Annotated in this window: 25 protein-coding genes and 1 pseudogene; 21 read left to right on the top strand and 5 right to left on the bottom strand. The window is 42.4% G+C overall.

The window, feature by feature from the left end; genetic code table 11:
- Positions 1-209: 209 nt before the first annotated feature.
- Positions 210-1088: a tyrosine-type recombinase/integrase gene (locus G399_RS0109750; RefSeq protein WP_006013970.1), complete on the top strand. Its 879-nt coding sequence runs from the start codon at positions 210-212 to the stop codon at positions 1086-1088.
- Between the two features lie 702 nt (positions 1089-1790).
- Here the strand turns inward: G399_RS0109750 and G399_RS0109745 are convergent.
- Both G399_RS0109745 and G399_RS0109740 read right to left on the bottom strand, forming a co-directional pair.
- A complete protein-coding gene (locus G399_RS0109745) occupies positions 1791-2057 on the bottom strand; it encodes a hypothetical protein (RefSeq protein ID WP_006013971.1) in 267 nt (88 codons plus the stop codon).
- A 460-nt stretch (positions 2058-2517) separates the two neighbouring features.
- Positions 2518-2841: a hypothetical protein gene (locus G399_RS0109740; RefSeq protein WP_006013973.1), complete on the bottom strand. Its 324-nt coding sequence runs from the start codon at positions 2839-2841 to the stop codon at positions 2518-2520.
- A 168-nt stretch (positions 2842-3009) separates the two neighbouring features.
- Between G399_RS0109740 and G399_RS22765 the strand changes: the two are divergent.
- From G399_RS22765 to G399_RS0109645, 18 genes and pseudogenes are all read left to right on the top strand, one after another.
- Positions 3010-3222 (top strand): annotated as a pseudogene (locus G399_RS22765) (site-specific integrase); the annotation flags it as partial.
- Between the two features lie 36 nt (positions 3223-3258).
- Entirely contained in the window at positions 3259-3873 is a 615-nt protein-coding gene (locus tag G399_RS20490; protein WP_226989005.1) for a tyrosine-type recombinase/integrase, read from the top strand.
- Positions 3782-4078, top strand: a complete 297-nt coding sequence (locus tag G399_RS22760; RefSeq protein WP_425304077.1) for a transposase zinc-binding domain-containing protein — start codon at positions 3782-3784, stop codon at positions 4076-4078. The genes G399_RS20490 and G399_RS22760 overlap by 92 nt, the downstream gene beginning before the upstream one ends.
- A gap of 109 nt (positions 4079-4187) precedes the next feature.
- A complete protein-coding gene (locus tag G399_RS0109725) occupies positions 4188-4538 on the top strand; it encodes an ATP-binding cassette domain-containing protein (RefSeq protein ID WP_006013976.1) in 351 nt (116 codons plus the stop codon).
- Between the two features lie 1632 nt (positions 4539-6170).
- A complete protein-coding gene (locus G399_RS22975; RefSeq protein ID WP_425304079.1) occupies positions 6171-6608 on the top strand; it encodes a DUF7010 family protein in 438 nt (145 codons plus the stop codon).
- An 81-nt stretch (positions 6609-6689) separates the two neighbouring features.
- The gene (locus G399_RS0109705) at positions 6690-7934 is read left to right on the top strand and encodes a DEAD/DEAH box helicase (protein ID WP_006013984.1); all 1245 of its coding nucleotides are present in this window, start codon (positions 6690-6692) and stop codon (positions 7932-7934) included.
- Between the two features lie 32 nt (positions 7935-7966).
- A complete protein-coding gene (locus G399_RS0109700; RefSeq protein WP_006013985.1) occupies positions 7967-8311 on the top strand; it encodes a hypothetical protein in 345 nt (114 codons plus the stop codon).
- A 35-nt stretch (positions 8312-8346) separates the two neighbouring features.
- Positions 8347-8838, top strand: coding sequence for a P-loop NTPase family protein (locus tag G399_RS0109695; protein ID WP_006013986.1), 492 nt, complete (start codon positions 8347-8349; stop codon positions 8836-8838).
- A gap of 119 nt (positions 8839-8957) precedes the next feature.
- A complete protein-coding gene (locus tag G399_RS0109690; RefSeq protein ID WP_006013987.1) occupies positions 8958-9353 on the top strand; it encodes a hypothetical protein in 396 nt (131 codons plus the stop codon).
- A gap of 289 nt (positions 9354-9642) precedes the next feature.
- Entirely contained in the window at positions 9643-10065 is a 423-nt protein-coding gene (locus tag G399_RS0109685) for a hypothetical protein (RefSeq protein WP_006013988.1), read from the top strand.
- A gap of 93 nt (positions 10066-10158) precedes the next feature.
- Positions 10159-10344 (top strand): hypothetical protein, encoded by a 186-nt coding sequence (locus tag G399_RS0109680; protein WP_006013989.1) that lies wholly within the window; start codon positions 10159-10161, stop codon positions 10342-10344.
- A gap of 102 nt (positions 10345-10446) precedes the next feature.
- Positions 10447-10665: a TIGR02450 family Trp-rich protein gene (locus tag G399_RS0109675; RefSeq protein WP_006013991.1), complete on the top strand. Its 219-nt coding sequence runs from the start codon at positions 10447-10449 to the stop codon at positions 10663-10665.
- 160 nt (positions 10666-10825) lie between these two features.
- Entirely contained in the window at positions 10826-11146 is a 321-nt protein-coding gene (locus tag G399_RS0109670) for a hypothetical protein (protein ID WP_006013993.1), read from the top strand.
- Between the two features lie 221 nt (positions 11147-11367).
- Positions 11368-11574: a hypothetical protein gene (locus G399_RS0109665; protein WP_026843620.1), complete on the top strand. Its 207-nt coding sequence runs from the start codon at positions 11368-11370 to the stop codon at positions 11572-11574.
- A gap of 81 nt (positions 11575-11655) precedes the next feature.
- Positions 11656-11922, top strand: a complete 267-nt coding sequence (locus G399_RS0109660) for a hypothetical protein (protein WP_148277463.1) — start codon at positions 11656-11658, stop codon at positions 11920-11922.
- A gap of 133 nt (positions 11923-12055) precedes the next feature.
- Positions 12056-13030, top strand: a complete 975-nt coding sequence (locus G399_RS0109655; protein WP_006013996.1) for an FAD:protein FMN transferase — start codon at positions 12056-12058, stop codon at positions 13028-13030.
- A 177-nt stretch (positions 13031-13207) separates the two neighbouring features.
- Entirely contained in the window at positions 13208-13810 is a 603-nt protein-coding gene (locus G399_RS0109650) for a TetR/AcrR family transcriptional regulator (protein ID WP_006013997.1), read from the top strand.
- Between the two features lie 364 nt (positions 13811-14174).
- Positions 14175-14729: a carboxymuconolactone decarboxylase family protein gene (locus G399_RS0109645; RefSeq protein WP_006013999.1), complete on the top strand. Its 555-nt coding sequence runs from the start codon at positions 14175-14177 to the stop codon at positions 14727-14729.
- A gap of 213 nt (positions 14730-14942) precedes the next feature.
- Here the strand turns inward: G399_RS0109645 and G399_RS0109640 are convergent, their stop codons facing one another.
- Genes G399_RS0109640 through G399_RS0109630 form a run of 3 tightly spaced genes read right to left on the bottom strand, consistent with a single transcriptional unit; the run spans position 14943 to position 20448 of the window.
- Positions 14943-16610, bottom strand: coding sequence for a hypothetical protein (locus G399_RS0109640; RefSeq protein WP_006014000.1), 1668 nt, complete (start codon positions 16608-16610; stop codon positions 14943-14945).
- 22 nt (positions 16611-16632) lie between these two features.
- Entirely contained in the window at positions 16633-19170 is a 2538-nt protein-coding gene (locus G399_RS0109635) for a LamG domain-containing protein (protein WP_006014001.1), read from the bottom strand.
- Between the two features lie 3 nt (positions 19171-19173).
- Entirely contained in the window at positions 19174-20448 is a 1275-nt protein-coding gene (locus G399_RS0109630; RefSeq protein WP_006014002.1) for a hypothetical protein, read from the bottom strand.
- 716 nt (positions 20449-21164) lie between these two features.
- Here G399_RS0109630 and G399_RS0109620 point away from each other — a divergent pair.
- Together G399_RS0109620 and G399_RS0109615 are read left to right on the top strand one after the other, a co-directional pair.
- Positions 21165-23924 (top strand): HzsA-related protein, encoded by a 2760-nt coding sequence (locus tag G399_RS0109620; RefSeq protein ID WP_244877396.1) that lies wholly within the window; start codon positions 21165-21167, stop codon positions 23922-23924.
- Entirely contained in the window at positions 23924-24673 is a 750-nt protein-coding gene (locus G399_RS0109615) for an SH3 domain-containing protein (protein ID WP_006014007.1), read from the top strand. The genes G399_RS0109620 and G399_RS0109615 overlap by 1 nt, the downstream gene beginning before the upstream one ends.
- Positions 24674-24734 lie beyond the last annotated feature (61 nt).

Here is a 24734-nt window from a genome sequence, read left to right as displayed (position 1 = left end):
AGAACAATAAAGTATCACACTCGCAGACTGCAAATGGCGGGAACTCTTCCTTGGCAATTGGATATTTTTTAGGCCGCTTTTCCGACATGGACTAAACCGCTCCGCGGTAGTAATTGCCGCATCAACATCTTTAGACTTCACACCACCATCGTTTCGCGTCTAAGCTAAGTGTAGGGCATTTTGCCCTTAACTTACTTAGGAGTATCATCATGACTCAGCCTGTAAAAGCTATTAGCCCTCTTCGCCAGCGCATGATAGACGATATGAATATGCGTAAACTCAGCCCTAAAACCCAGATTGGTTATCTTCGAGCGGTGACCAAACTTGGCAAGTATCTTAAGCGCTCACCCGCACACGCAACTGTTGAAGAAGTGCGACAATTCCAAATAGCATTAGTCGAGCAAGGCACTTCAAATAACACAATCAATTCCACCCTAATTGGATTAAAATTCGTGTTTTGCAAAACGCTTAAACGACCTGAAGTCTTGGAGAACTTAAGTTGCGTGCCTATACCCCGTAAATTACCCGAAATACTCAGCCTTGAGGAAGTGAAGCGACTCATTGAGGCAGCACACAACCTAAAATATCGCACGGCATTGTCAGTGGCATACGGTGCCGGATTGCGGATAAGTGAAGTTGTGGATCTAGAGGTGAGCGATATCGACAGTCAATGGATGGCGCTGCGTATTGAACAAGGCAAGGGTAGTCAAGACCGACTGGCGATGTTATCCCCTGTTTTACTCGGCTATTTGAGGGATTGGTGGCGCTACGCTCAAGAGCAGCGCCTAATGTTAAATGGAGGATGGCTATTCCCTGGGCAACAACCGTTTAATCACATCTCTACTCGACAACTTAGTCGAGCATGCAAAGCGGCAGCACATGAAGCAAAGATTGAGCGCAAAATATCTATGCACACCTTGCGCCGCAGCTATGCGACTCACCTTCTAGAAGCCAAGGTGGATATACGGGTAATACAGACCTTATTGGGGCACCGGCAATTAGAAACCACCGCACTGTATGCGCAAGTGGCAACTAAATTACTGCATGAAGTCGCCAGTCCGCTTGATGCGCTGAAGCTTAAACCTTGAGTTACATGAGATGCCTTGCCATTCACTTGAGGTGGCCGATATCTTTCGTTCTTATGGTGAACATTATAAAGCAGTAAACCAAGATCATTAGACCATTACAGTACACTGTGGTCGAAAATACAGATGCAGACAAAAATGTGGAGAACGATAACAGAATGACACTAAAAAGCGCGTGGAATTGGCGAAAATTATGAATATAGTACAAGTATTACAGGCCCGAAAAATAATTGTGAGCGAAACACCCACCACATCCGCCCGACCCAACAACGAAATCCCCATAGCGAAACATTATAGGTAACATCCCGCGGTTTCGTCCATGTCAGATTATCTACCATCTGTCGCATCTGATAAGGGATAGCGGATTTATTGTGGAAGACAGATAGCTGATAATCTAAAACATTGCTGAAATAAGCATTTTTTATTCTGAGAATTCAAACAGCAAATATCAGTGATAAAATTTAATTTGTAGGTAATCCTGAAAATGGCGCTCAATTGGCTCTGGCATTTGCTTTATTTTGCGGGAATTTTAAACCGAAGCGGACATTCGTTTAAACCAAAATTAAGAAACATTTGAGGCTTCAATAGTGTAATAATTAAAGAACTAAGATGGTCGTTAAAACGTGTTGTTTACGGCTAATATAACTGGAAAACGCGCGCGTATTGGTCGTAGCCCAGCGAGTGGTTTTCCAGTTGATGTTTTTGTTATGTTTCACTTGTAACCTTAGTTCCAATCGTCATATACCAAAACGCCAAAATGCAAAAAACTCCATATTTAGTAGCTCGTATGTAAAATGAAGTTGGGTTGTCAACTAAAGTATAAAAATTGCCTCTTCTGTAAAAAGATCCAGCTTCCAGCAATTCAATAAATTCGTTTGCAAAATTACTAGCAAATAGTAAACAGAATAACCTAATTGCCCAAGTCGCTATTTTAGTTGTTTCAATTAACACTAATCCAAAACGCTTTTTCAAACTTGAATCATCCTTGCTAAATATCTACCGCGGAAACATAACGAGGCTGTAGAATTACTCGTTTATTATAAATTACACCCATAAATCGGGGTGACAAATGCATTACTTATATCGAATTAGCTGCTTACAGTACGATTCAAGAGCACAAAACATTACTAGTTTTGAATGAATTAGTTATTCTACAACCTCAACACCCCGAGTAATTTTCCCAGCGACCAACGGGAGTGAGTTGATGCGTTTGTTATATTTAGTTGATTTAACTCGGTATTGATAAAACAATCCATGTCTCCTTGCGTTAACCATTTAGGTAAAACAATACCCGTTTGGCGCTGAAACAACAACTGAAGTTGACCAGCGGAAATCAAACATTATGCGCTCGCGAACCCGAAAATAACTCATTAAAAACAGATGAGAGCCACTCTTGAAAGAACGAGCTTTTGCCATAGTCTTTGTTATGCGCTCAATCTGTGGCAAACTCGAATTTAGCGCTCCCATCTTGATCAACATGGTATGTAACTTTGTAGTCTTTCGCTTTCGGGTGCATAAAACGAACAACCCAAACCCACTCATTTTTAACTTTTGAAAAATTGATGGATTGAACAATATATTCTTCAGCCAAAAAAAGCTTAGGTTCGATATTATCCTCGCTTCTTAACAATAAAACCTCAGCAGCATTTGAAGCTTGATGAATAGAAATTTTAGGCGTAGGCATTTCTGCCTCCGATTTAGCACTTAAAGTAAGGCTAACAGATAATAATATTGCTACTAAAAAGATTTTTGTCATTCTAAACTCCTTGTTGAACGAAGCCGCTCCGCGGCAAAATTCAGATATCTGACCTATCAACGATAATACCTCTACGCACTCATCCCCGAGTGCGACTAATAGAGGAATTATCCCATGAACACAGCACAGCAACAAAAGTTCGATTTACTGTAAAAACAGCATCTTAACGCATTACTTCGTCAAGGCAAAGCCGATGCCACTATCGATGCCTACTCACGCGCCGTCAGGCGTATCACCTCCTTTTTCGACATCTGCCCCGATGAATTAACCAAAACCCATCTCAAAAACTATTTTACCTCACTTGTTAAAACACACTCCTGGAGCACCGTTAAAATTGATCGCAATGGCCTTCAGTTCTTTTACAAGCATGTTCTGGACAAACACTGGCAATGGATTGACATTGTCAAACCCCCTCACGTGAAAGTGTTACCCGATATCCTCACCCTCCAAGAAATTGAGCAGCTTATCAACGCCACCCGTGAGCTTCGTTATCAAACCTTCATTCTCGTGTCTTTTAGCATGGGGCTTCGCCTTGGCGAAACCCTTAGCGTAAAGATTGGCGACATCGATGCCCAGCGTATGAAGCTCCATATCCGTCTTGGCAAAGGTAAAAAAGACCGTTTTGTTATCTTACCCCAGCGCGCATTAGTCGCACTGCGCCAATATTGGGCCACTCACCGCCATCCTTCCTTATTGTTTCCTGCCGGGAAAAACCATCACGAGCGCCATCATGCCACTAAGATAATGGATCGTGGTGGACTGCAAAAAGCCTTCAAAATCATTCTGGCCGACTGCGCCATCTACAAATCTGCTTCCCCTCACACTTTGCGCCATTGCTATGGGGCACATCTGGTGGAATGCGGTGTCAACCTGCGCGCTATCCAGCATGAAATGGGGCATGAATGCCCCAAAACTACCGCACTGTACACACAGTTAACCGATGTCACTCAACATGACACCGGCAAGCTTATCAACGCCATGGTGGATAGGCTTAACATCGTTATGGACGGGGAGAAAAAGCATGAGCTATGAGCTTGCCTCTATTTATGAGCGCTATCTGCCTCGCTTCAAACAACGATACTCAAGGGCAACCTCCCAAGATGAATGGTCGGCGATTAATGCCATTCTTGGATGTCGTACTCCGCAATACGGTGAGATTGCGCTTGCCTGTGATGACTGTCCTTACCAGCGCCGCACATACTGCTCTTGTGGTCATCGTGCGTGCAATCAGTGTTAACATCACACCACCCGTCAGTGGCTGGCACGCCAGCAAAGCAAGCTGTTGCCTGTGGATTACTATACGGTGACTTTCACCTTGCCTAAGGAATTACGGGGATTAGTATTAAATGTCAATTACCTTGGCCGGTATCCACCAAGACATTACGCAAATGAACATGGGCTACAATTCACTTGTAGGTGACATGGGCAGCGCACTGTCGGGTGGGCAAAAGCAGCGCCTCTTACTGGCCCGTGCTTTATATCGCCAACCCAAAATACTACTGCTTGATGAAGCCACTAGTCATTTAGATGCCGCCCTTGAGCATTACGTTAACCAAGCGATACAACAACTCGACATGACGCGCATTGTAATTGCCCACAGGCAAGAGACGATATTAGACGCCGATATTATTTATGCCTTACAAGAGGGTAAGTTAACGGATGTAACGCAAGAGTATAAAACGTCGTTTGGTGTATAAAGTACAACAAAACTATTTGTTTATACAACGAGGTGCGGTTTTAATGTCACCATTGCGAAAATCTTGCAACCAGTTTACTGCGACAGTGTAATCCCCTCGCGTTAAAAAGCATTTTTTAATCGGTATTTGTGTAGCAGCACTCATCCTTGAGTTCTTTATTTAGCTGAAAGTCTGCTTGCCGGCTCTAAGTTTTTAGACTGCTTAATAGGTGGATTTTGCTTTTGAAAGAAGGGAATTGCTTATGTCCCCTTACCGCCATTTGCTGCCGTTAAGAATTATCTTAATATGGATTTTGGGTGGCTGCCGAAAGCCGCAGCATTCAGGTGTTAGTTTATTATCCGTCTATAAATAAATTAGATCCACAATGTTAAAAGTTGATCTAAAAAATGACCACTAGTAATTACCAATTCACACTTATAAATAAGCACAAACTTAGATAATTCGAAGTAAAGTTAAATAATCGCTTTGGAGGCACTGTTTTTATTGGGTTTTCTAACTTTTCTATCTAAATTTTAGTTACATGTAGATTATTGTAAAGGATGATACTTTATTGTTTAGTATGACACTTTATTGTCACTGCACAATAGGTCCGCCCGCATTGGTCGTCTAGGCTTCGTCAGGATAAATCAGTTGTTGTTTTAGCTAAAATTCACTAATGTCATTACTTCAAAACAAACATCAAGGAGTGATAGCTTGTTAATTCAATATCCACAACATAATATAGCTGCATACAAACGCATTAACCCAATCGCTGCGCTCAAAAACTGCGCCCATGCAATTTCCCGATATGCGGAGTGTTAGCCCTGTTTAGTCGATTCTTTTCACCTGCCAAAATAGCGGCTTATCTTAGTGGAATGGTATTGGGCTTTGCAATCATTTATCTTGCGACCAGATCTGCTGATAGCTCGCTGCTAATCGTAGATAAAATTGCTAATCTATTATTAGTAATTTATTTTCTGTTAAGTGTATTTTTCTTTGTGTTAGGCACCGATTGCATAACTAAACGTGCTCGCCTACCATTTTCAATGCTTTACTCGACACCAAAGGTTTTTGTTGCTTATCATGTCTCTATTTTATTAATGGATATATTGAAAATGCTAATTTATTTCCTTGGCAGTCTAACGGGCGTTTTATTGGGTAATACAGTTATTTTTTGAGTTATGGTTTTATCAATTGACGTAAGTTGCTCGTTCTCTCAAGAGTCAATCCATCTGCTTCAAATTCGTTTTTTCGGGTTCGCGCGCATTTGCTGTTTGGTCTTCTTCGCCAAGATAAATCAGTTGTCGTTTCATGTGAAACTGGGTAATGTTTAGAAATCAACACAAATATCAAGGAGCAATAGCTTGTTAATTCAATATCCACAACACAATATAGCTGCTAACAAACGCATTAACACTTTCTTTGCTCGTTGGGAAAACTTTACGTTCGTATTTCGCGTTACTCAAAAGCCGCCCCATAAACTTGCCCTTTATGCGGGATATTAAGCTCGGGTGGTTCTAAATAAAGGGAAGAAATTATGGAACTGAAAAAGCTTCAAATAGACTTGCATTGCAAAGTAAATGGAATATCGGTTACTTCGCTTCAGGGCTTATATTTTGGCTATATGTTGTAGTAGTATAAAATGTCTACCCAATTGAGATTTCATCAATATATCCGCTTGTTGGGACGTTTTGTATATTTCCAGTTGCTGTTCTTTTATCAAAGGTGTTTGGTGCAGACCCATTTAGTAAAGAGAATAAGTTAGGGGATCTCATTGGATATACACATATGAGTGTTATAGCAACGAGTTTTCCAATCATACTTCTATTATTTTTCAATTACCCCGAGGGCCTTTTATTGGGAATGGCCATCGCGTACTGCTTAGATTTTTACGTGATGTCATGGGCATTCGGTTCCCCAATATTTGGCGTAGTTGCCGCTGTTAGGGTTGTGTTAGTGAGTTCCCTTTTGTATTCAGCATATTTATTTTTTCGTCATCATGGGGCAACCTCAAGATTGAGTATTTACGTTGGGTACTGCACTATTTGGCACCGGTATCGGCATTACTTTTGGTCCCGCTCTTTTTGGTGATGTGAGTATTGCTGCTATAATTTTACTCGTACCATCGACAAAAATTTAGAAAATATTAAACAACCCAAGGAATGTTTATCTATGCCATTTGGATCTTTAGGTTTGTGTAATGAGCTTTTGAAAAGCGTTGCAGAACAAGGTTACACAAGCCCATCGCCGATACAGATTGAGGCTATACCAGTGGTGCTTAGCCAACGTGATGTTATGGCGGTGGCCCACACGGGCACGGGTAAAACAGCCAGTTTTACGCTGCCTATGGTGCAGCTATTGTCTGGTGGCGTTAGTTCGCAGCCTCAATGTGTGCGGGCGTTGGTCATTACGCCGACCCGTGAACTCGCTGCGCAGGTTGCCGCCAGCATCGAAAACTACAGTCGGCATATGAATATTCGCTCTGGTGCAGTGTTTGGTGGCGTGAGGATTGAGCCGCAGATATACCAACTGCAAGGTGGTTTGGATGTGCTGGTTGCTACGCCGGGTCGTTTGATTGATCTTTATAATCAACAGGCGATTAACTTTGATCGCCTTGAGATATTGGTTTTAGATGAGGCTGATCGCGTGTTGGATTTGGGGTTCATCGACGATATACGTCATATCCAAACGTTGCTGCCCAGCAAACGCCAAACCTTGATGTTCTCAGCGACGTTTTCTAAAGAGATCAAGTCTCTTGCTAAAGGGATGTTAAATAATCCACTTTTAATTGAAGTGGATACCGCTAACAGTGCCCTCGATAAGATCAAGCAGCAATTGCATCCTGTAGACAAAGAACGAAAGAGTGAGGTGTTGATCCACCTGATTAGAAAGAACAAGTGGCATCAAGTTTTGGTATTTACTCGCACCAAGCTTGGTGCGGACAGTTTGGTGGTCCAGCTGGAAAAAGCACGTATTAGTGCCGCATCAATCCATTCGAACAGAACCCAGCATGCTCGCACACTGGCTTTAGATGGTTTTAGAAACGGCAATGTTAAGGTATTGGTTGCCACTGATATAGCTTCTCGGGGCATTGATATAAGCCAACTGCCTTGCGTGGTTAACTTCGATCTGCCCTATGTACCAGAAGACTATGTGCATCGCATTGGTCGCACTGGCCGTGCTGGCACTTTCGGTTTAGCTGTTTCACTGGTCAGTGAGGATGAATCTAAACAGTTAAACTCTATAGAACGTGTTATTGGTCGTAAATCTGAGCGCGAGATAATTCCGGGCTTCGCGCCCAGAGTGAAGGCACCTGCAGTCTCATCGGAAGATGACGAATACGGTAATTTTGAGGCAGACTCTGCGCCCCGACGTCGAGGTAAATCGCAGGCGCGCAGAGGCCGCGGTGGTAAATAATCTACATAAAATTGTAAGATAATGAGGATCCAGTGGAAAATGTAAACGAAACCGTCAGTTCAAGCTTCCGCTTCTTTAGTTTAAATAAACTTCAAGCATTTACTCTGGAGCGCGAAATTTCTGCAGGTTCACAAAAAAAACACCCTAAGAAAGACTGCTATTTAGGCTGTGTAACCTTAAAGAGCGATAACTTAGAGGATATATTTGACTTTTTTATTCGACAGCGTATTGAAGCCTGTGATTGTGATATTTTGATATCTATTGCGTCGAAAAAAGAAGCAAATATTATCGATGTACCAGGCTCAGTTAATCGAATGCTTAAATTTATCGATTGCAAGCTAACAGTCTCTTATATAATGACACAAGATGCATTATAACAAACGCTTCCAGTCAATCGCAGGAGTTGTATCTGATGAGAAAAATAATCATTTTTGGAAATTCCGGTTCTGGAAAATCGAAATTAGCTGCACAACATCGTAACGACGGGTTTGCTCACCTCGATTTGGATGTTCTGGCTTGGCTTCCTTCGGATCCGCCTGAACGTAGGCCGATAAACCTGGCATATGAGCAAATTGAGAATTTCATGACACCCAATGATAATTGGGTTGTGGAAGGCTGTTATGCCGATTTACTTGAAATGGTGAAACCGTTTGCAACTGAAGCTATCTTTTTGAATTTGCCGATTGAGTTATGTCAGAAAAATGCGAGAAGCAGACCTTGGGAGCCGCATAAATACGAGTCAAAAGAAGCGCAAGATAATAATTTAGCAATGCTACTCGATTGGATCGCTGGATATATGGACAGAAAAGATACCCTCTCATACAGCGCGCATAAAGCTCTTTACGACAGCTTTCAAGGGGAAAAAACGGAAATACTTTATAATAAAGAAAGGCCGAAGGAATAGACATGCAGAGCGCTATTTCAATTTACACTAGTTATTTTTTGGAGCAGTAAAATCATAAATGTTAACTATAGATACACTACTTTATTTATCGTTTCATATTGTGCGGAGTCTTAGTCCGTATGCATAAAACTAAGCTGGAGCGAACTTTTGAGTTTTTTAAAGCCATTACATTCGGTAACTTAGTTGGCGGTTTAGCGTCTTTTATAATCGCATCCGTTATCTTCTTTGTATGGAAAAATCAAGATACGAATGGGCAACAATCCGTGTTTAATGATGCCCTTAACGTCAGTATATTCTTATTTCCAGTCGGTTTGATGTATAGCCTTGTTGTTATTAGCCCAATTGCAATTTTATTAAAAAATCAAAAGCGAGCATTTCAAATATGCGGATTTGTTGCGGCGGTTGTCCCAAGCCTCTTGTTAATAGGAAATGGCTATTGGGATGTGCTAGCACTCAGCTACGGAATAGCAACAATTTTACTGTTTTTGAGAATGTATTCAATTGATCAAACATAACAAACGCATCAACCCACTGCTTTTGTTTGAACAACTTTCTGGGCGTCTTCAGTTGTTTCCAAAAGTGTCTGCCGTAAACTTCCCGATTTTGCGCGGAGTTATCTTTTTCTAGGTTGATTTTGGCCTGCAATGTAATTACACTTTCGTGATGCATGGCAGGTATTTCCAGCGTCTTCCCGTTAAATCAAAAGCGAGTCAACTCGGCTCATACTTGACCCGAAAGTTTTCAAGAATAATCAGACTTTTGGTCATGCAAGAACATAATGAATGTACAAAAAGGTAAGTAGTAATGATTAATACTAAAATATATAAGACCGTCTATCGCTTAGCTGAAAAGCTAATGGACGCTGCTGATAAAGAGGATCGAGAGGCATTTGACTCGCTCTATGCGGATTTAAACGCCCTTTGCATTGACAACGAAAACACCGACAAAGATCACCCGGAGCAATGGGAAACACTGGCTGATTTTACCGAAGAGTTAGAGGATGCAATTGTAGGCTATGCAAAAGCCTTAGAAAAAGCAGGTGCGATTAATTCAAAAGATCATCTGTCTTCGATCGCATTTTCGATGGCTACATTACAAGTTGAATTAGGTCAGACTGACGCTGCTATTAAAAATCTCCAAGACGCAAAAATAAGCGCTAATAAAATAGAAGATAGAGGGCTTAAAGTTGAAATAGATGAGCTACTTGAAAAGCTATTGGCAAACTAATTAAACTTATAAAAGTATAGTTAACTTACCCGCTTTCGAGCACATTGTACGGGTTGTTAATTAGCAAAATAAATATTGAAAGGAGTTTAAATAATGTCTGAAGCAGTACTAAATAACGGTTCTTTTTTTGTCGGTTGGGGCACATTAGCGTTAATAAATGCAGGACTAGCGCAAGGTAAAGGTCGAGGAGGACTCAACTGGTTCTTGATTTCGATACTTTTAGGACCGCTCGCGACCTTTATTATAGTCATGCTATCTGACATTCGTTGGAATTCTTAATTAGATTGGTAGTTGAGTAGCCTGTATTAGTTTGAGCTACAGTCTAATTTTGATCGTTTATACTGTCAGTGTTTCGCGGTGGCAGAATTTAGTTGAGTTACAATGAATAAAATAAACCCCAAAAAATTACTTAACAGTAAGTGGACCGCGGTAACACCGATTAACAAAGAAAAGCACTTTATCATTTCTAAGATGCAGTTTGATGAGGAAGGTATTGTTGTTGTTGACTGCTGCATAGAGGCTGTCATGTCAAAACGTGCCATGACGATTAATTGGCTAGACTTAAAAGATGAGAGTCATTGGTTGCAAGGCTGGAAATAGTTGCTGAATAACCGATGTTCCTTTTGTTGATCCCTCTTCTCCCTGCTATATTGGACGCCACGCGCTGCTCTGATATTACCCAGTATGATGAACATCGTGCTAAGCTAAAAGTCAGCCTAGGTTAATAGTACATCCAAAAAAACTACGGAGTGAGGGAATAATGAGTCTTTTTGCTTTGTTAGGACAAAAGTTAACTGAATTTAAGTACCAATATTATGGGCTCAATATTATTCAAGAGGTGTCGGAAGAACGATTCCATCAAATTATTTCTCAGTACGTGGGGCGCGGTTGGGAATTAAGCGGTGAGTACAACGAAATAGAATCTGGAATTAGCCTGTGGTCATGCAAACTTAGAAAAGGCACGAGCACGCTGCAATGCGAATGGGATGAAGCGATTAAAGGTAATTTTATTGGCCCTGAGAGAATTATTTTTGGTTTAGGCAAAGAATATGGCTTCACGGCAAATAGAGCGCCGCAATAGCCAAATCATCATTTCTCAGCGTCTGTGACAAATAAAGACTGCGACAAGTAAGGTCTGTGAAAAATAAGGGCTGCGACAACTAATGCTAAGTTGCGTCGAATTTATCGATGCTGAAGCAGGTAGCAAATCTAGAGGATGAGCCAAGCAATACGCAGTAAAAACTCATTAATTAAATCGTATTAGCGATGCCTAATTCAAAGTAATAAATAAGAGAGAGCAGATTGCACATAACTGAAAAAGGTAAGCTGTCATTGACTGTACGCATTATTATAGGTGTCCTCGCCATGCCATCATTATTGCTTGCTTTTATGTTGATTTCAGAGGCAATTAAAGGCAATTTTGATGGTATTGATGCATTTGAAATTATTTATGCTGTCGTTGGTTTCTTTGCCATTTATATCGCACTCACAGGTAAGAAGTTTTTCTAGTCTGTTTAGCTAAGAGCCAAATCAATTAGAAAGATAACTAATTCGATTCTTAATCATATTACGAGCAAGGGTAAATATAAAGTGGAACTAGCTGTAAATGTAATAATGATAATATTGGTGGGGCTTGGCGCGGCACTGTTTTTTGTCGGTTCGCTCATTGTTGTAGTAACTGCATTTGGCAACAAACAATATGCGTACGGTGTGCTGTCGCTGTTATTTTTTCCTATAAGCATTGTCTACTGTTTGCAGCACAGGAAGGAAGGCGCTTACGCATCCAAGTATCTTATTAGCGGTGCACTTTTGGTTGTAGTTACCTTCGGTTTAGCAAATCTGTTCTATCAATTTTAAGGCCCAACTATAATACCCAATTCTAATCACCATTCAGTAATACGCTATCGATTTATACGGGGTGGGTTAATAAAGCGTAATTTTTTCTGATAGAATTACAAAAAGCACACACTTTGATTGAGGTTAACTCTGCATGAATATACGCGTTATTAACAGTGTTTTGCTTGTTCTCGTATTGGCCTTTTCTGCTTCACTCAAAGCTGAGTGGTATTCTGAGAGTGCAGGCATTATGGGGACCAATATATACGTTGAGGTTTGGGCTGAAACGCCAGTTCAAGGTGAGCTTGCGTTGAGATCTGTCATGGCAGAAATGGAGCGTATTAACCAACTGATGAGTCCTTATATTGATACCAGCGAACTAAGCCTTATCAACGCAAAGGCGGGTCAACAGCCGGTGGTGATCAGTGATGAAATGTTTGAGCTGCTGGATAAATCAGTAAATATTTCTGCGCTCACAAAGGGAGCTTTTGATATTACCTTTGCGAGTGTGGGTTACTTGTATAATTATAAGCAAAATCAACGTCCAGACGAGGCAACTATTGCTTCATTATTAGCTGCGGTTAACTACAAACATATCGACCTCAATAAACACAATAAGACCGTTGCCTTTACGCATGAAAAAGTCAAAATTGACTTAGGTGGTATTGCTAAGGGTCATGCCGTCGATAACTCTATTTCATTGCTCGAACGCATGGGCATTATGCACGGCTTAGTGACCGCAGGTGGCGATACTCGTCTAATTGGTGACCGCCGGGGCAAGCCTTGGATTGTCGGTATACGTGACCCTAGAGACGAAGAAAAACAAGCAGTGGTCATGCCATTGCAAGACTCCGCCATGTCGACTTCAGGTGATTATGAACGTTACTTTGAAGAAGATGGTAAACGCTATCATCATATCTTGTCGCCTAAAACGGGTAAATCGACTTACGATGTGCAGTCGGTATCGATTATTGGTCCAAGTAGCACTTATAACGATGCATTGTCGACAGCGGTTTTTGTTATGGGTTTACGAGACGGTCTGGGTATGATTAATCGAATTGATGGTTACGATGCGGTGGTGATGGATTATCAACGTAAAATGCATTATTCGAATGGCCTGCAACAATAAGAGGTCTGCGAACGATGACCTTTATTCGCTAGATTATCGATCTTGCTAGTCGATTGAGCATTCAACTGCAGATAGATAAATTCAAAATTGAATTTTCTATACCAAGTGGTAACATAGGGCGCAGCAACATAAACATCGAAAGATAAATAAGTTGATTTAACTTCAGGGGAATAAACGTTGGCTAGTGGTCGTAGGCGCGAGTTTGATTATGAGTTAGCACTAAATGCTGCAATGTATGTTTTTTGGCAGAAGGGTTACAGCGGTACGTCAATGAGTGACCTTATTGAAAGGATGAATATCAATAAGCCCAGTATATATCGCGCTTTTGGTAATAAAGAAGACTTGTTTATTAAAGCAACTGAGCGCTATCTCGAAATCAAAATGAAACCTCATATGGCATTGCTATTCGAGGAAGGTGCCACGTTAAAAGGCCGCTTTAAAAAACACATGATGTCGATTGTTGATATGCAATGCAGTACTCCTGATGCTAAAGGTTGTTATTTAGTTTTATGTCAATCAGAGTTGATTAGCGGTGGCATACCGATGCAAGCCGAGTTATTGCTAAAAAGTGCAGAAGCAATACCAACAAAATGTTACGCTGACATTTTTAGTAACGACCCTGAAGCCATTCTGTTAGGGCTAAGTCAGAATGCTCAATCCAATAGTTTATGTCTTTATACAATGTTGAAAGGCACTGCTGCTATGGCCCGCTCAGGTGCGCTAAGAGCAGAATTAGAATATTCTGTAGATAGCATTCTTGCCGGAATAGGGCTCGACTAAGCTGGGTCCGTAGGTCTCCACTCTTAAATAAATCTTATTTTAGTTCTATTTACCCTCACCTTCATCTTTACCTCTAAATCTATACCCGTTGACTTTACTATACCAATCGGTACAATACCATTTAATCAAACTATACCGATTGGTATTAAATAGCGGCAGCGCAGATTTACACAAGGTACTTCACTCCAATTATTGCAATACGCCAAGGGTCAACTGATTTCATATGAATGAAATCAGGAAATCGATTACCCCTTTTATGGTGATTACAGTGTAGAGGCTTCTCGATGTATCTATTCATCCGTAAATTTCGTAACTGTCACATGTAAACGTAAGTTGAAGTAACTTTTCATTTAAAGGAAATCCAATGACATCACTAACTATTCACACAATTGAATCAGCTCCTGAAGCAAGTAAACCATTATTGCAAGGCTCTCAAAAAGCGTTTGGTATGACACCTAATTTGCACGGCATTTTAGCGACCTCACCACAAGTGCTCGAGGGATATCAAAAGCTACACGAATTATTTTGTAATTCCTCATTTAATGCCCAAGAGTTAACCGTAGTTTGGCAAGGTATTAATGTTGAGCACGAATGTCATTATTGTGTACCTGCTCATACCGGCATTGCACATGCAATGAAAGTAGACCCTGCATTAACGGATGCGTTGCGCAATGAACAACCGATGCCAACAACTAAGTTGCAAGCGTTACTAGATACCACTCTGATTATCGTGCGAAACCGCGGCCACATTAACCAAAAAGAATTAGATAGCTTTTACGCAGCGGGTTATGGCGAACAGCATCTACTGGACATCATTTTAGGATTATCGCAAAAGGTGATGAGTAATTACATTAACCACATTGGCAATACGCCTGTGGATAAGTCATTCGAGCAATTTGTGTGGAAGAAAGTTAAATAAAAAGCTAGATATAAGCTCGATATAAACTACATATAAATTAGATATAAAGAAAAGTAGAAACCGTGTTTAGACCGGTTTCTACTTGTATTGATGTCGCCATATATTAAGCATAATAATGCCTTTAAGCATTCCTGCCTGTCACCCATGACGAGACTGTTACCTCGAAATCGTTAAACTCCACAACCTAGCCCAAGTTAGCGTTTATTCGCTTTACTAAGCAATAATCACCCCATTTACGATAGGTTCAAATGCGGTTAATGAATCCATTAACGCCGAGTTACCCAGGCCTGTTTGTGGGAATAACGTGCGCATTTGCCCCTGCTCACCGTGCAAAGCAAGGTAGTTTAAAATAACTGTTTCGACTAGCAAGTTTACGTTGTTTGCTGCCGGTGTTGCTGAGGTTTCAACAGACCCATCGCGACGCATATAGCCAATTTGTTGGCTAACAGCCTGTTCTTCTGGCGTACCACCAATTAATTGAGGCGTGCCGTTAGGATTGTAGACCATGAAAAAAGAAGCAGCCGTGGAGGAGTTATCACCCGTCCATACACCTTTACCGCGACCGTTTTCAGAGTCATCTATCATACCGTTACTAAATACAGAGCCGTCACTGACAACATACATCATGACCGGAACACCAACGCGAGCTGCATATTCCAATACCGCACCCATGCATTTGCCAGCGCGCAGATCTCTTACTTCACCAGATGCTCGATTACCGGTGTGATAATCATAGCCGCCCATGGCGATGGTACCAGCGCCTGCAAAGCCGTTCATTACCAACTTCATTACTGACGCTGTTTTTTGAAACTCACGGTCACCGTCAAATTCTGTTTGAGTGAAGATGCCAGCGTCACCCACAATATTAGGATCAAGTTCTGGGTTAAGTGAGGATGGGTCGCCAAATCTATCCGCAATATCTGCGCTTTTTACATAACCACAACGCACGAGTTCTTTTAAGTTTTCGTCGCCACTAATTTTTGTATCGACGCGATTGAGCTTCATGTCACTAATACGTTGGACCGACTCCATTACCGACACGGCGTCTTCTTGGCTTAATAAGCCCACGAGGTCGCCGGTATCAACTAAGCCGGTTACGTCGGACGGTCGGTCGACTTTAGTTGGTCGTTTTGCCGGGTCAATCAACGCTGCAGGTGCCATTGAGCTGCCACCACTGTCTGAGTTTCTTGAACCAATTAAGGTTAGTAACGAGCCGTCTGAACCTGCACGATTGATACCATACATTGGATTGTGTGGGTTGTTACCAGTGTCATTTTCTGATCGAGCGGGAATAACGGCACCGTTTACATTAGCGCGGTTACCTACGGCTAGTTTATCTTGAATACCACGCAAAAATGCACTGTCAGCGTGAAATGCTAAGCCTAATTCATTATTTATAAAATCAGATAACCCGACTTCCGGATTAGCAATACTTGGTATCATATCTCCAGGCAAGCCCTGACGGCTATATCCTTGGGTGCTTAAAAAATCCATTTGTCCGCCGCGACCCCCGATCAGTACATTTGAACCTGCAATGTTAGCACCACCGGCTAAATCAAATACGATAAAAGGTATTTTCCCTGCACCTTGAGTCGCAATACCGCAGCCTGCTTTTAATGCCTCTAAATCAGGTGATAAGGATGCATACGCTTTGCCAGAACCTGCCAACATACTCAATACTGAACCGCCAACAACAGCGCCCATACCAGCCGTAAAACCTTGAGCTAAGAAGTCACGTCGTGTTACGGGTTTGCCGTGGTCTTGATGAAACAGTGGTGCATCTGGATTCGATCCGTTTTTACCACCCATGCCACCATGGTCAGTTTTTGCACTCGCGCCGACGGCGTATTTTTTTGAAAATGTACGTGTTATTTTTTTCATTTTAATCACCTATTCGCATCTGCTATTGCATAACAACAGCAGCACTGCCGAGAACGGCTGCGCAAGTTGCTTTTGCTACTGTGGGTATAGTCTGCGCTGAACAAGAATTGCTATTTGAACAAGTCGTTAAGCGATCGATTAAGTTGTTTAGCTCAGTTGATACATCTGCCGAAGCGGGCTGGCTGCTCAAGCCGCTACCGATCATGCGGTCTATAAGCGGATTAACTAGCGCTGCGCGTTCATTGGTGCCAAGACTTTCGTTAGCTGATTTGTTGAAGTCAAACTGTGGAAAGTAACTGGCTCTTAGGCTATTGTCTTCAACCATAACGTCACAATAGCGTATTGCCATTTGCGTGATTGCCATTTGGTTTGAGGCTAAAAAGCTTTGCATGTCTGTTATGCTGGGCAGTTGTTGACGCAACTGCTGATAGCTTGCGTTGACGTCTACTTGTGAAGACGACACACCGGTAAGTGCGGCCATGCTTGCATTTACTTCAGCAAAGTTCCGAATACCAATGTCTGATTGTGGTGCTAAGTCGACGGGTTGCGCTGCTAACGGCATGTCAGCAGTTGGACGCAAAGAGACCGCATCTCCGAATACTTCAAAGGTAAGGAAAAATTCGTCTTGGACAGGCCCTTTTTGCACTGGAATAATGGTCCCTTGTGCAGAGAGTTGCTGGCCTAAATCATTACTCGCCGCTTCTACACCATCAACGGTTAGGTTTAATGTTGCGAATACTTGACCGCCTCTTGATTCTCGACCATTCACGCCAATACGAATGCCGGTTAACGTAATGCCATCCAGATTTGCATTTGCATCAAGGCTTATCATTGAAGGTTCGGTAAATAAGTAGCTGTATGAATCAAACTGGCTCACTTCAAACACAATGTAGCTTTGCGGGACATTAATGATTTCTGAGACACCGAATAAGAGAAAGAATTTTTCACCCACACCGGCATCAAAGTTTTTCACGATTTGTTCTGAGGTCAATACACGATTGTGCATAGCGGCCATTCTGATGGTACCTGCCCATGGCACATCTCCCGAGACTTCGTTACCAAGGACGAATGCAAAACTATCATCCCAGTCACCTAAACCCGCAGCTTCAATCGTGTCGTGGTCATCTGTAGATTCGCCATTCACGTAAATTTGGCGACCGCCAACACCATCATAATTAACCACGACATGTTGTAGTGCGGCTTGCAAATCTTCATCGGCGTCACGCGTACTTAGCGCAGGCATGCCATTGGTATCGGTATTGCCGTGGCGCAATAGCATGTCGTAGTTGTAGAGCGTTTGACCCAGAGTGAAGTTACGTCTGTCGCGGCCACCTGAATAGCTGACAATACGCGCAGGCCCTTCTTGTGTGACGTTTGCAGGAGCAACCCACGCTTCGATGGCAAACTCGCCAGTAGAGACAATCAAATCATGGACCTTCTTACTGTCGGTAGTCGAACCTTGTGCTTTACCATCAGTCAGTTGAATACCATTACCGCCAACCCATTCGTAAGCGCCGCTTAGGGTAAGGTTGAGTGCGGGCTCTACGCCACTGGTATCGAAGGCAATATTCCCCGAAGCGGTTTTAAACTCCCACTTTGCAATAAGGTTAGATTCAAACCGACCACCCCCGGTAGCGAGGGTGCCATCAAATAAAGTAAGTGCGTTTGAGCTAACTAGGTTTGCGTCTAGTTCGGTTACGTCAATGGCATCTGCCATGGCTTGAATAGCGTCTGCTAGGGCTTGACCATCAGCCTGACAATTGTCTGTCCAGCAGTTATGAAACTCATCTCGTAGTCGCGCTACGATCCTCGAATCTTCTGGTAAATCTAAGTTCATCTTCGAGGTTGCCGCGGCATACGCTTCAGCAATATCGGATGAGGCTAAGTAGGGCGATATAGGGATAGCAGCGCTTGATTGGTGGCAGTCAACACAATGTGCACGTAATACAGGATACACATTTGATTCAAACAAGCCTGAGTCCGCTGGGAAATTCTTATTTGCACCGGGGATCTTAACCACAGGGGCATTGAGTTCTATGCTTGTCTCCACCTGTTCCGTGCTTACCCAATTGCCAATCCATGCGCTAATAATATCAGCGCAAGCAGATGCGTCGCTTAACCAGCAGTTGTGTCCGCCAGCAACTTTAGTAACCAGCGCAGAGTCAGCAATACGCGAGGTATTAATAAGACCGTTAACCTCTGTATAAGCAAGGTTTATATCATCGAAGCGAGCAAAAGGTGGTGATTGCTGGTCTTGAATATGACAAGCACCGCAACGATCTGGTTTCGCTAGGTTATCCCAAAGGGCTAACTTAAAGTTTTGCACGTCGGTAGTTGCTGGTGCTGGGCCTGTATAATTCAACGTGGGCTGCTGAACTGGCGGTGGTAAGGGTGTCGGTTCTACTATTGCATCACTACCTCCGCCGCAACTAGCAAGTAGCAAAATTGCGATACTAGCAGCTCCAATATGACGAACCGCTTGAGAATACATTGACGTGCCAGTGCTGTCATTTTTGCTCAGCACAGTTTGCAAATTAGAGTTTGAAGTTGAGTTAACCATGTTCTATTCCCCCTTGCAGTAGTCTGCAGTTGCGGCAAACACGTTTTTAATATTGTAGTTGTTGCCCATAAATTCAGATTGAATTTGAGCAATTACAGCGCGGTCTGCTTGGTCTTGAGGTGAACGTAAACACACGTTCTTAAACACTTTTTTTACCTGACAATTTGCAAAGGTTTGACTGTTAGCTAGCTCTTCACCCATTGATTTAGCGCCACTACCGGTGCCAGAAAGTTGGTTGGACCAACCAACTGTTTGGTTTTGCCCGGTCCGCCAATAGTTCTCCCATGTATCATCCATGGTGACATAACCGAATGGGAAGTTATTCGAGTTTATCCAGTATTTAGCTTGTACTCTTAGCTGCGTTTCAGGGTCGACTTGCCCTTCAGCGTTATAAACAATTTGACCATTTTCGCCATCAGGGTCGGCTTCAACGTTGTAGTCATAGTTATAATAAGCAAAGGCTTGAGCCAATGGGTCCATGCCGGAATGACAACCTGAGCATGAGTTTGTAAAAATGCGGCTATCGCCACCTGGGCTGCGACTCAAATCTTGCCGAATTCTGTCTGGCGGACTACTGGTATCCTTAAATGCTTCAAGGTCAGCACACATATGGTTCATGAGTGTAAAGCGGAACATGGCGCGGTTTGTGCCATCTTGAAAGAATGCTTTGGCTGCAGCTCTCGTTGTCATTACGCCAGCAGTCGCTGGTGCGGGAATACCAGTCAGCGAGGACTGTGTGGTTGCGACTAAGGCCCTCGATAGGTCTGCGCCTTCATCTTCTAAAGTTTCATAGTGTGCGTTATTATTTGTACTGTATGCGGGTACGCCTGCGTTGGCATTTGCTATATATAGAATGTCACCGGTTAAGACTTGACGAAAATCAACTTCATCTCTAACCATACCAATGACCGTGGCTGTGTAGTCGTTTAGCGGCGCGAAGACGTCAAACTCTTCGTTTGTCCATGGTGTAACCCAATTCTTTATAGTGACGTTATAAAAGCTAGGTGACTGCATTGCAATTTGCGCTGCTCCTTGAGCATCGCCTGCGTCTATTAAGTCTGACATTGTCTGGATTACTGCTGTGGAGCCCGGAACGCCTGCCAAACGATCGTGCATGCGTTTGGCTTGTTCTAAGGATCCCGCAGATGCTAACGTACTGGCTAGAATGATCGGTGTAGCCAAGCAGATAAGTTTCAGCAACTGCTTTATATTCATAGTTACTTGATGAAAAGAAACGTGATCAGGTGGGTTATTTGATTCTTTTGCCAATAAGTACATCGAACCAACTCCTTTTTTGAATGAGAATCATGTTATACCCGCCTTTTACGTATCGTTAGTTATTCTCTGTTAACATTAAGTGTTTGCCCGTATACCGATTAATCACTCGATTGATCGTTGTATAAAAAAAAACGGCAATAAAGGGCCTAGTTTTGCCTCTAATCAATAAATGTGCCGTTCTTTTTAATGTATTGTTTTATAACGTTTAAACTAAAATTTATTAAGCTATCTCAGTTACTTCTTTAAATCAAAACACAGTTGGGTGTTACCTAAATGCGACACTGAACCAGTATTTTTTTCAATTACTTAGTCTGAATGAACCCGTGATGAAGACAGCTTTTGTGACTTTTAATGGGTTAGAAGCGGGATTTTTTATTATTTGTGGCATTAATGTGCTTTTGATAATTGCCGACAACCTGTTACTAGGGAAAATAATTGTTATATCAATTTGATATTACTTGTTGATATATTTACTGTTTTGGTTATTAATTGTCGCAATTGCGGGGTGAAAAGTATACCTAAAGGCACGGTATAAAAATTAATCCTTAAATATAGAAAACAAGATTGTTGTATAGACCGCATGGTGTAAGGCTATCCCTCTCAGGTCAAAGTGTGTTTAGTAGGGCATCGAATAAATATACCTTTCGCGTCAGGTAAATACAGGCGTTGCACTTTAGTGACACTATAAATAGGTAAGGTAGGTAAGTATCGTAGCGATGCAGATTTATCTTCAAAATGAGCAGAGTAATATGATGACTGGTAATCCAAATACTGACTATTTGTTAACAAAACCACTGAAAACAGTACTACTTTGCTCATGCATATTTGTCATTGCCGCTTGTGGCGGTGAAGATATAAGCAACCAAGAACAAAAGCCTGATCCGGTTGTTGTCGATGTACCCATCGCCGTTGTGAAACGAGACTTGAGTATTGAAGGCGCTGACGTGCAGCGCTCTATTACGGCCCCTGCTCTTTTTATTCCCGGTGCATCGCTGATTTTAAAAGCGCGTGCCAATGCAACTGCCATTGAAGTTGATATTACCGCAAACGTATTCGAAGACCGAGTAGATGAAGAGGGTAATCGTCTACCAATTGATATTAAAGACTTAGAAACGTCATATGATGGTTCACGTCTTATTTTTAGTATGCGAGCTCCAGAAGATGAAAACGCCGATGATGACGAACAACCGACATGGAACATCTGGGAATACGTTATTGAAAGCAAAGAGTTACGGCGTGTTATTTCCTCTGATATTGCTGCACAAACCGGTGAAGATACCGGGCCAGTTTACTTAGCCGACGGTCGCATTTTATTCAGCTCCACTCGTCAACGTGGCAATCAAGCACGTCTGTTGGATGAAGGCAAGCCGCAATATGCTGGCTTAGAAGAAAGCCGAGATGTGCATGCTTCGGTATTGCATATTATGGATGCGAATGGTGAAAATCTGGAGCAAATTTCGTATAATCAAAGCCACGATTTAGACCCATTGGTGATGCCCAATGGCAAAATTATCTTTAGTCGCTGGGACCAATTCGGTGGCAGCAAAGGCGTGCATCTTTATCAAATGAATCCGGACGGTAGCGATTTAGAAATATTGTATGGCCGCCATAGTCATGTCGATTCTAACGGCAATAACGCAGATATTCATTTTACGCAAACTCGGGTGACACCCGATGGTCGTATTCTTGTTGCACTCACTGCGTTTGAAAAAGACGAATTAGGCACTGATTTTGTTACTATTGATGTGGTCAACTATATCGATAACTTTACGCCTATTGCAGCGGCAGATTCGTTAACTGGTCCGGCGCAAGAAAAGGCATTGTTTGAAAATATTGATATAGAGGCAGATATTTCTCCCGGTGGTTATATTGCTGCTTTATATCCCTTGTTTGACGGCAGCGGTCGTCAACTATTTAGTTGGAGTCAATGCCGTTTATTGGCGCCCCTAGCAGTAGATGCAGGTACGGATGAAGTGCGTTCGGTCGTGCCTTGCTCTCTTGAAACGTTACTTGACCCAACATATGAAAAAGCACCCCCACTGTATGGTTTATGGATGTTTGACCCATCTCAAGGCACGCAGTTACCTTTAGTTGTGCCCCAAGAAGATGCCTCTTATTCGGAAGTTGTCGCGGTTGAGAGCCGTCCATTTCCTGCCGATCCATCATCAACCATTGATACCAGCGAAACAGCCCTAATTGATGCCAATATGGGGATTATTCATATTCGTAGCGTATATGACTTTGCGGGTGAAGACTTCAGCCCACAAGGCATTGTGAATATGGCAAATCCTACGGTAGTTGCCCCTGACCAGAGACCCGCTCGTTTCCTTCGAATTATTAAAAGTGTGTCTATACCCGATGAGAATACTTTGGATATTGAGAATAGTGCATTTGGGCGCTCAAGAAACCAATTAATGCGCGAAGTGCTCGGCTACACACCGATCCAACCAGATGGCTCGGTTAAAGTAGCGGTGCCAGCTAAAGTGCCTTTTGGCATTAGTATTGTTGATGCACAAGGTAAACGTATTTCGGCGCGCCACCAAAATTGGTTGCAAGTCGCTCCCGGTGAAACTAAAACTTGCAGTGGTTGCCATGATGGCAGTAATAATTCTGATATTACATTGCGTCCACACGGCAGAAGCGATGCTGAAACGCCTTCTATTAATAATGGTGCTCCAAGTACTGGCGTGCCCTTCCCTGATACTAACCCTTCACTTTTCGCAGATTTAGGCGAAACCATGGCTGAAACCTTTACACGTATTAACGGTGTACCTGACCTAACGCCTGATATTTTGTTTGCAGATGTGTGGGCAGACCCGGCAGTGCAAACGCCCGCTGATAATATTGAATACCGCTATGCCGATTTGCTAACGCCATTGCCTATTACTCAAAGTTGCGCACAAACGTGGACCTCAATTTGTCGCGCTGTGATTAATTTTCCGGATCACATTCAACCGCTTTTTGAGCTTGATCGTGCAATCGTTGATACCGATGGTTTAGTGGTGGCAGATAACACATGTGTGGCTTGTCATAATCGTTTTGATGCAGATAACCAATTGCAAGTCCCTGCAGTGCAACTAGAATTAACTGGTAATCCGTCACCAGCCAATGCAGAATTATTGACTAGTTACCGTGAACTCATGTTTAATGATGTTGAATTGGAATTAATTGACGGAGCGCTTTTGCCGCGTTTGATACCTGTTTTTGATAACAGTGGTGATCCAGTATTTGAGCTCGATGAAGATGGTGAGCTTATTCTGGATGAAGAAGGCAACCCAATTCAGGTAACACAGCAAGTGGGCGTAGGTAGTGCGATGAATGTGAGTGGTGCGAGTAATAGCGCTGGCTTTTTTGCTCCATTTGAAAGCGGTAGTCACCAAGGTTGGTTGAGTCCAGCTGAATTAAAAATGATAAGCGAATGGCTCGATGTCGGTGGCCAAAACTACAATAACCCATTTGATGCACCAACAAATTAATGAAATTAAACCCACACTTTTTATTTGTCGTTATTATGGCGTCTGCCTTTTATAGCATTGCAGCCAAAGCAGATGACTTGATTGTCAGTATTGTCGAACCCTACGTTGACTTTCGTACCGGCCCTGCCAGCGAATATCCTATTTTTCACGTTGCTGAGCAAGGTGAAACCATCACTATATTTAAAAAGAAAACCGGCTGGTACAAAGCCATTACTTATACAGGCCAAGAGGGCTGGATATCAGCTGAGCAACTTGGTAAAACTATCAAACCCAGCGGTGAGTTGCTTTATGTACCAACAGGCAGCTTCGAAGATTACACTAATCGTACATTTGAATTCAGTGCTTTTGGCGGCATATTAGAAAGTGTGACTGCAATGTCAGTTGCTGCGGCTTGGAATGTGACGGGTAACTTAGTTGCCGAAGCAACGTATACTCAAGCGTTGGGCGATTTTTCTGAAAATAAATTATGGTCAATTAGAATACAGCATCATATATTCCCTGAGTGGAAAGTAAGCCCTTACTTAACGATTGGTGCTGGTGGTATAAATACGCGCCCTCGTTCCAATTTAGTGCAAAGTGGTGATGAGGTTCGCAAGAGTGACTTTTATGAAGTAGGCGCCGGTATACGTTATTATTTTGCGCGCAATATGGTTATAAAATTTGAATATCGAAATATTATTGCACTAACAGATCGAGACGACCAAGAACAAATTGAAGAATTTAAATTAGGCTTTTCGGTCTTTTTTTAGCCGACAAGCCCTCAATAAATGCAAGCAAAAAGTAACAGATAGGCGATAGCAGTCAATATCG

The organism is Brumicola pallidula DSM 14239 = ACAM 615, from assembly GCF_000428905.1.
In the GTDB taxonomy this organism is placed as follows: Bacteria; Pseudomonadota; Gammaproteobacteria; order Enterobacterales; family Alteromonadaceae; genus Glaciecola; species Glaciecola pallidula.
The sequence above is the reverse complement of the archived record's forward strand: the minus strand, read 5'-3'. Positions and strand labels throughout refer to the sequence as shown.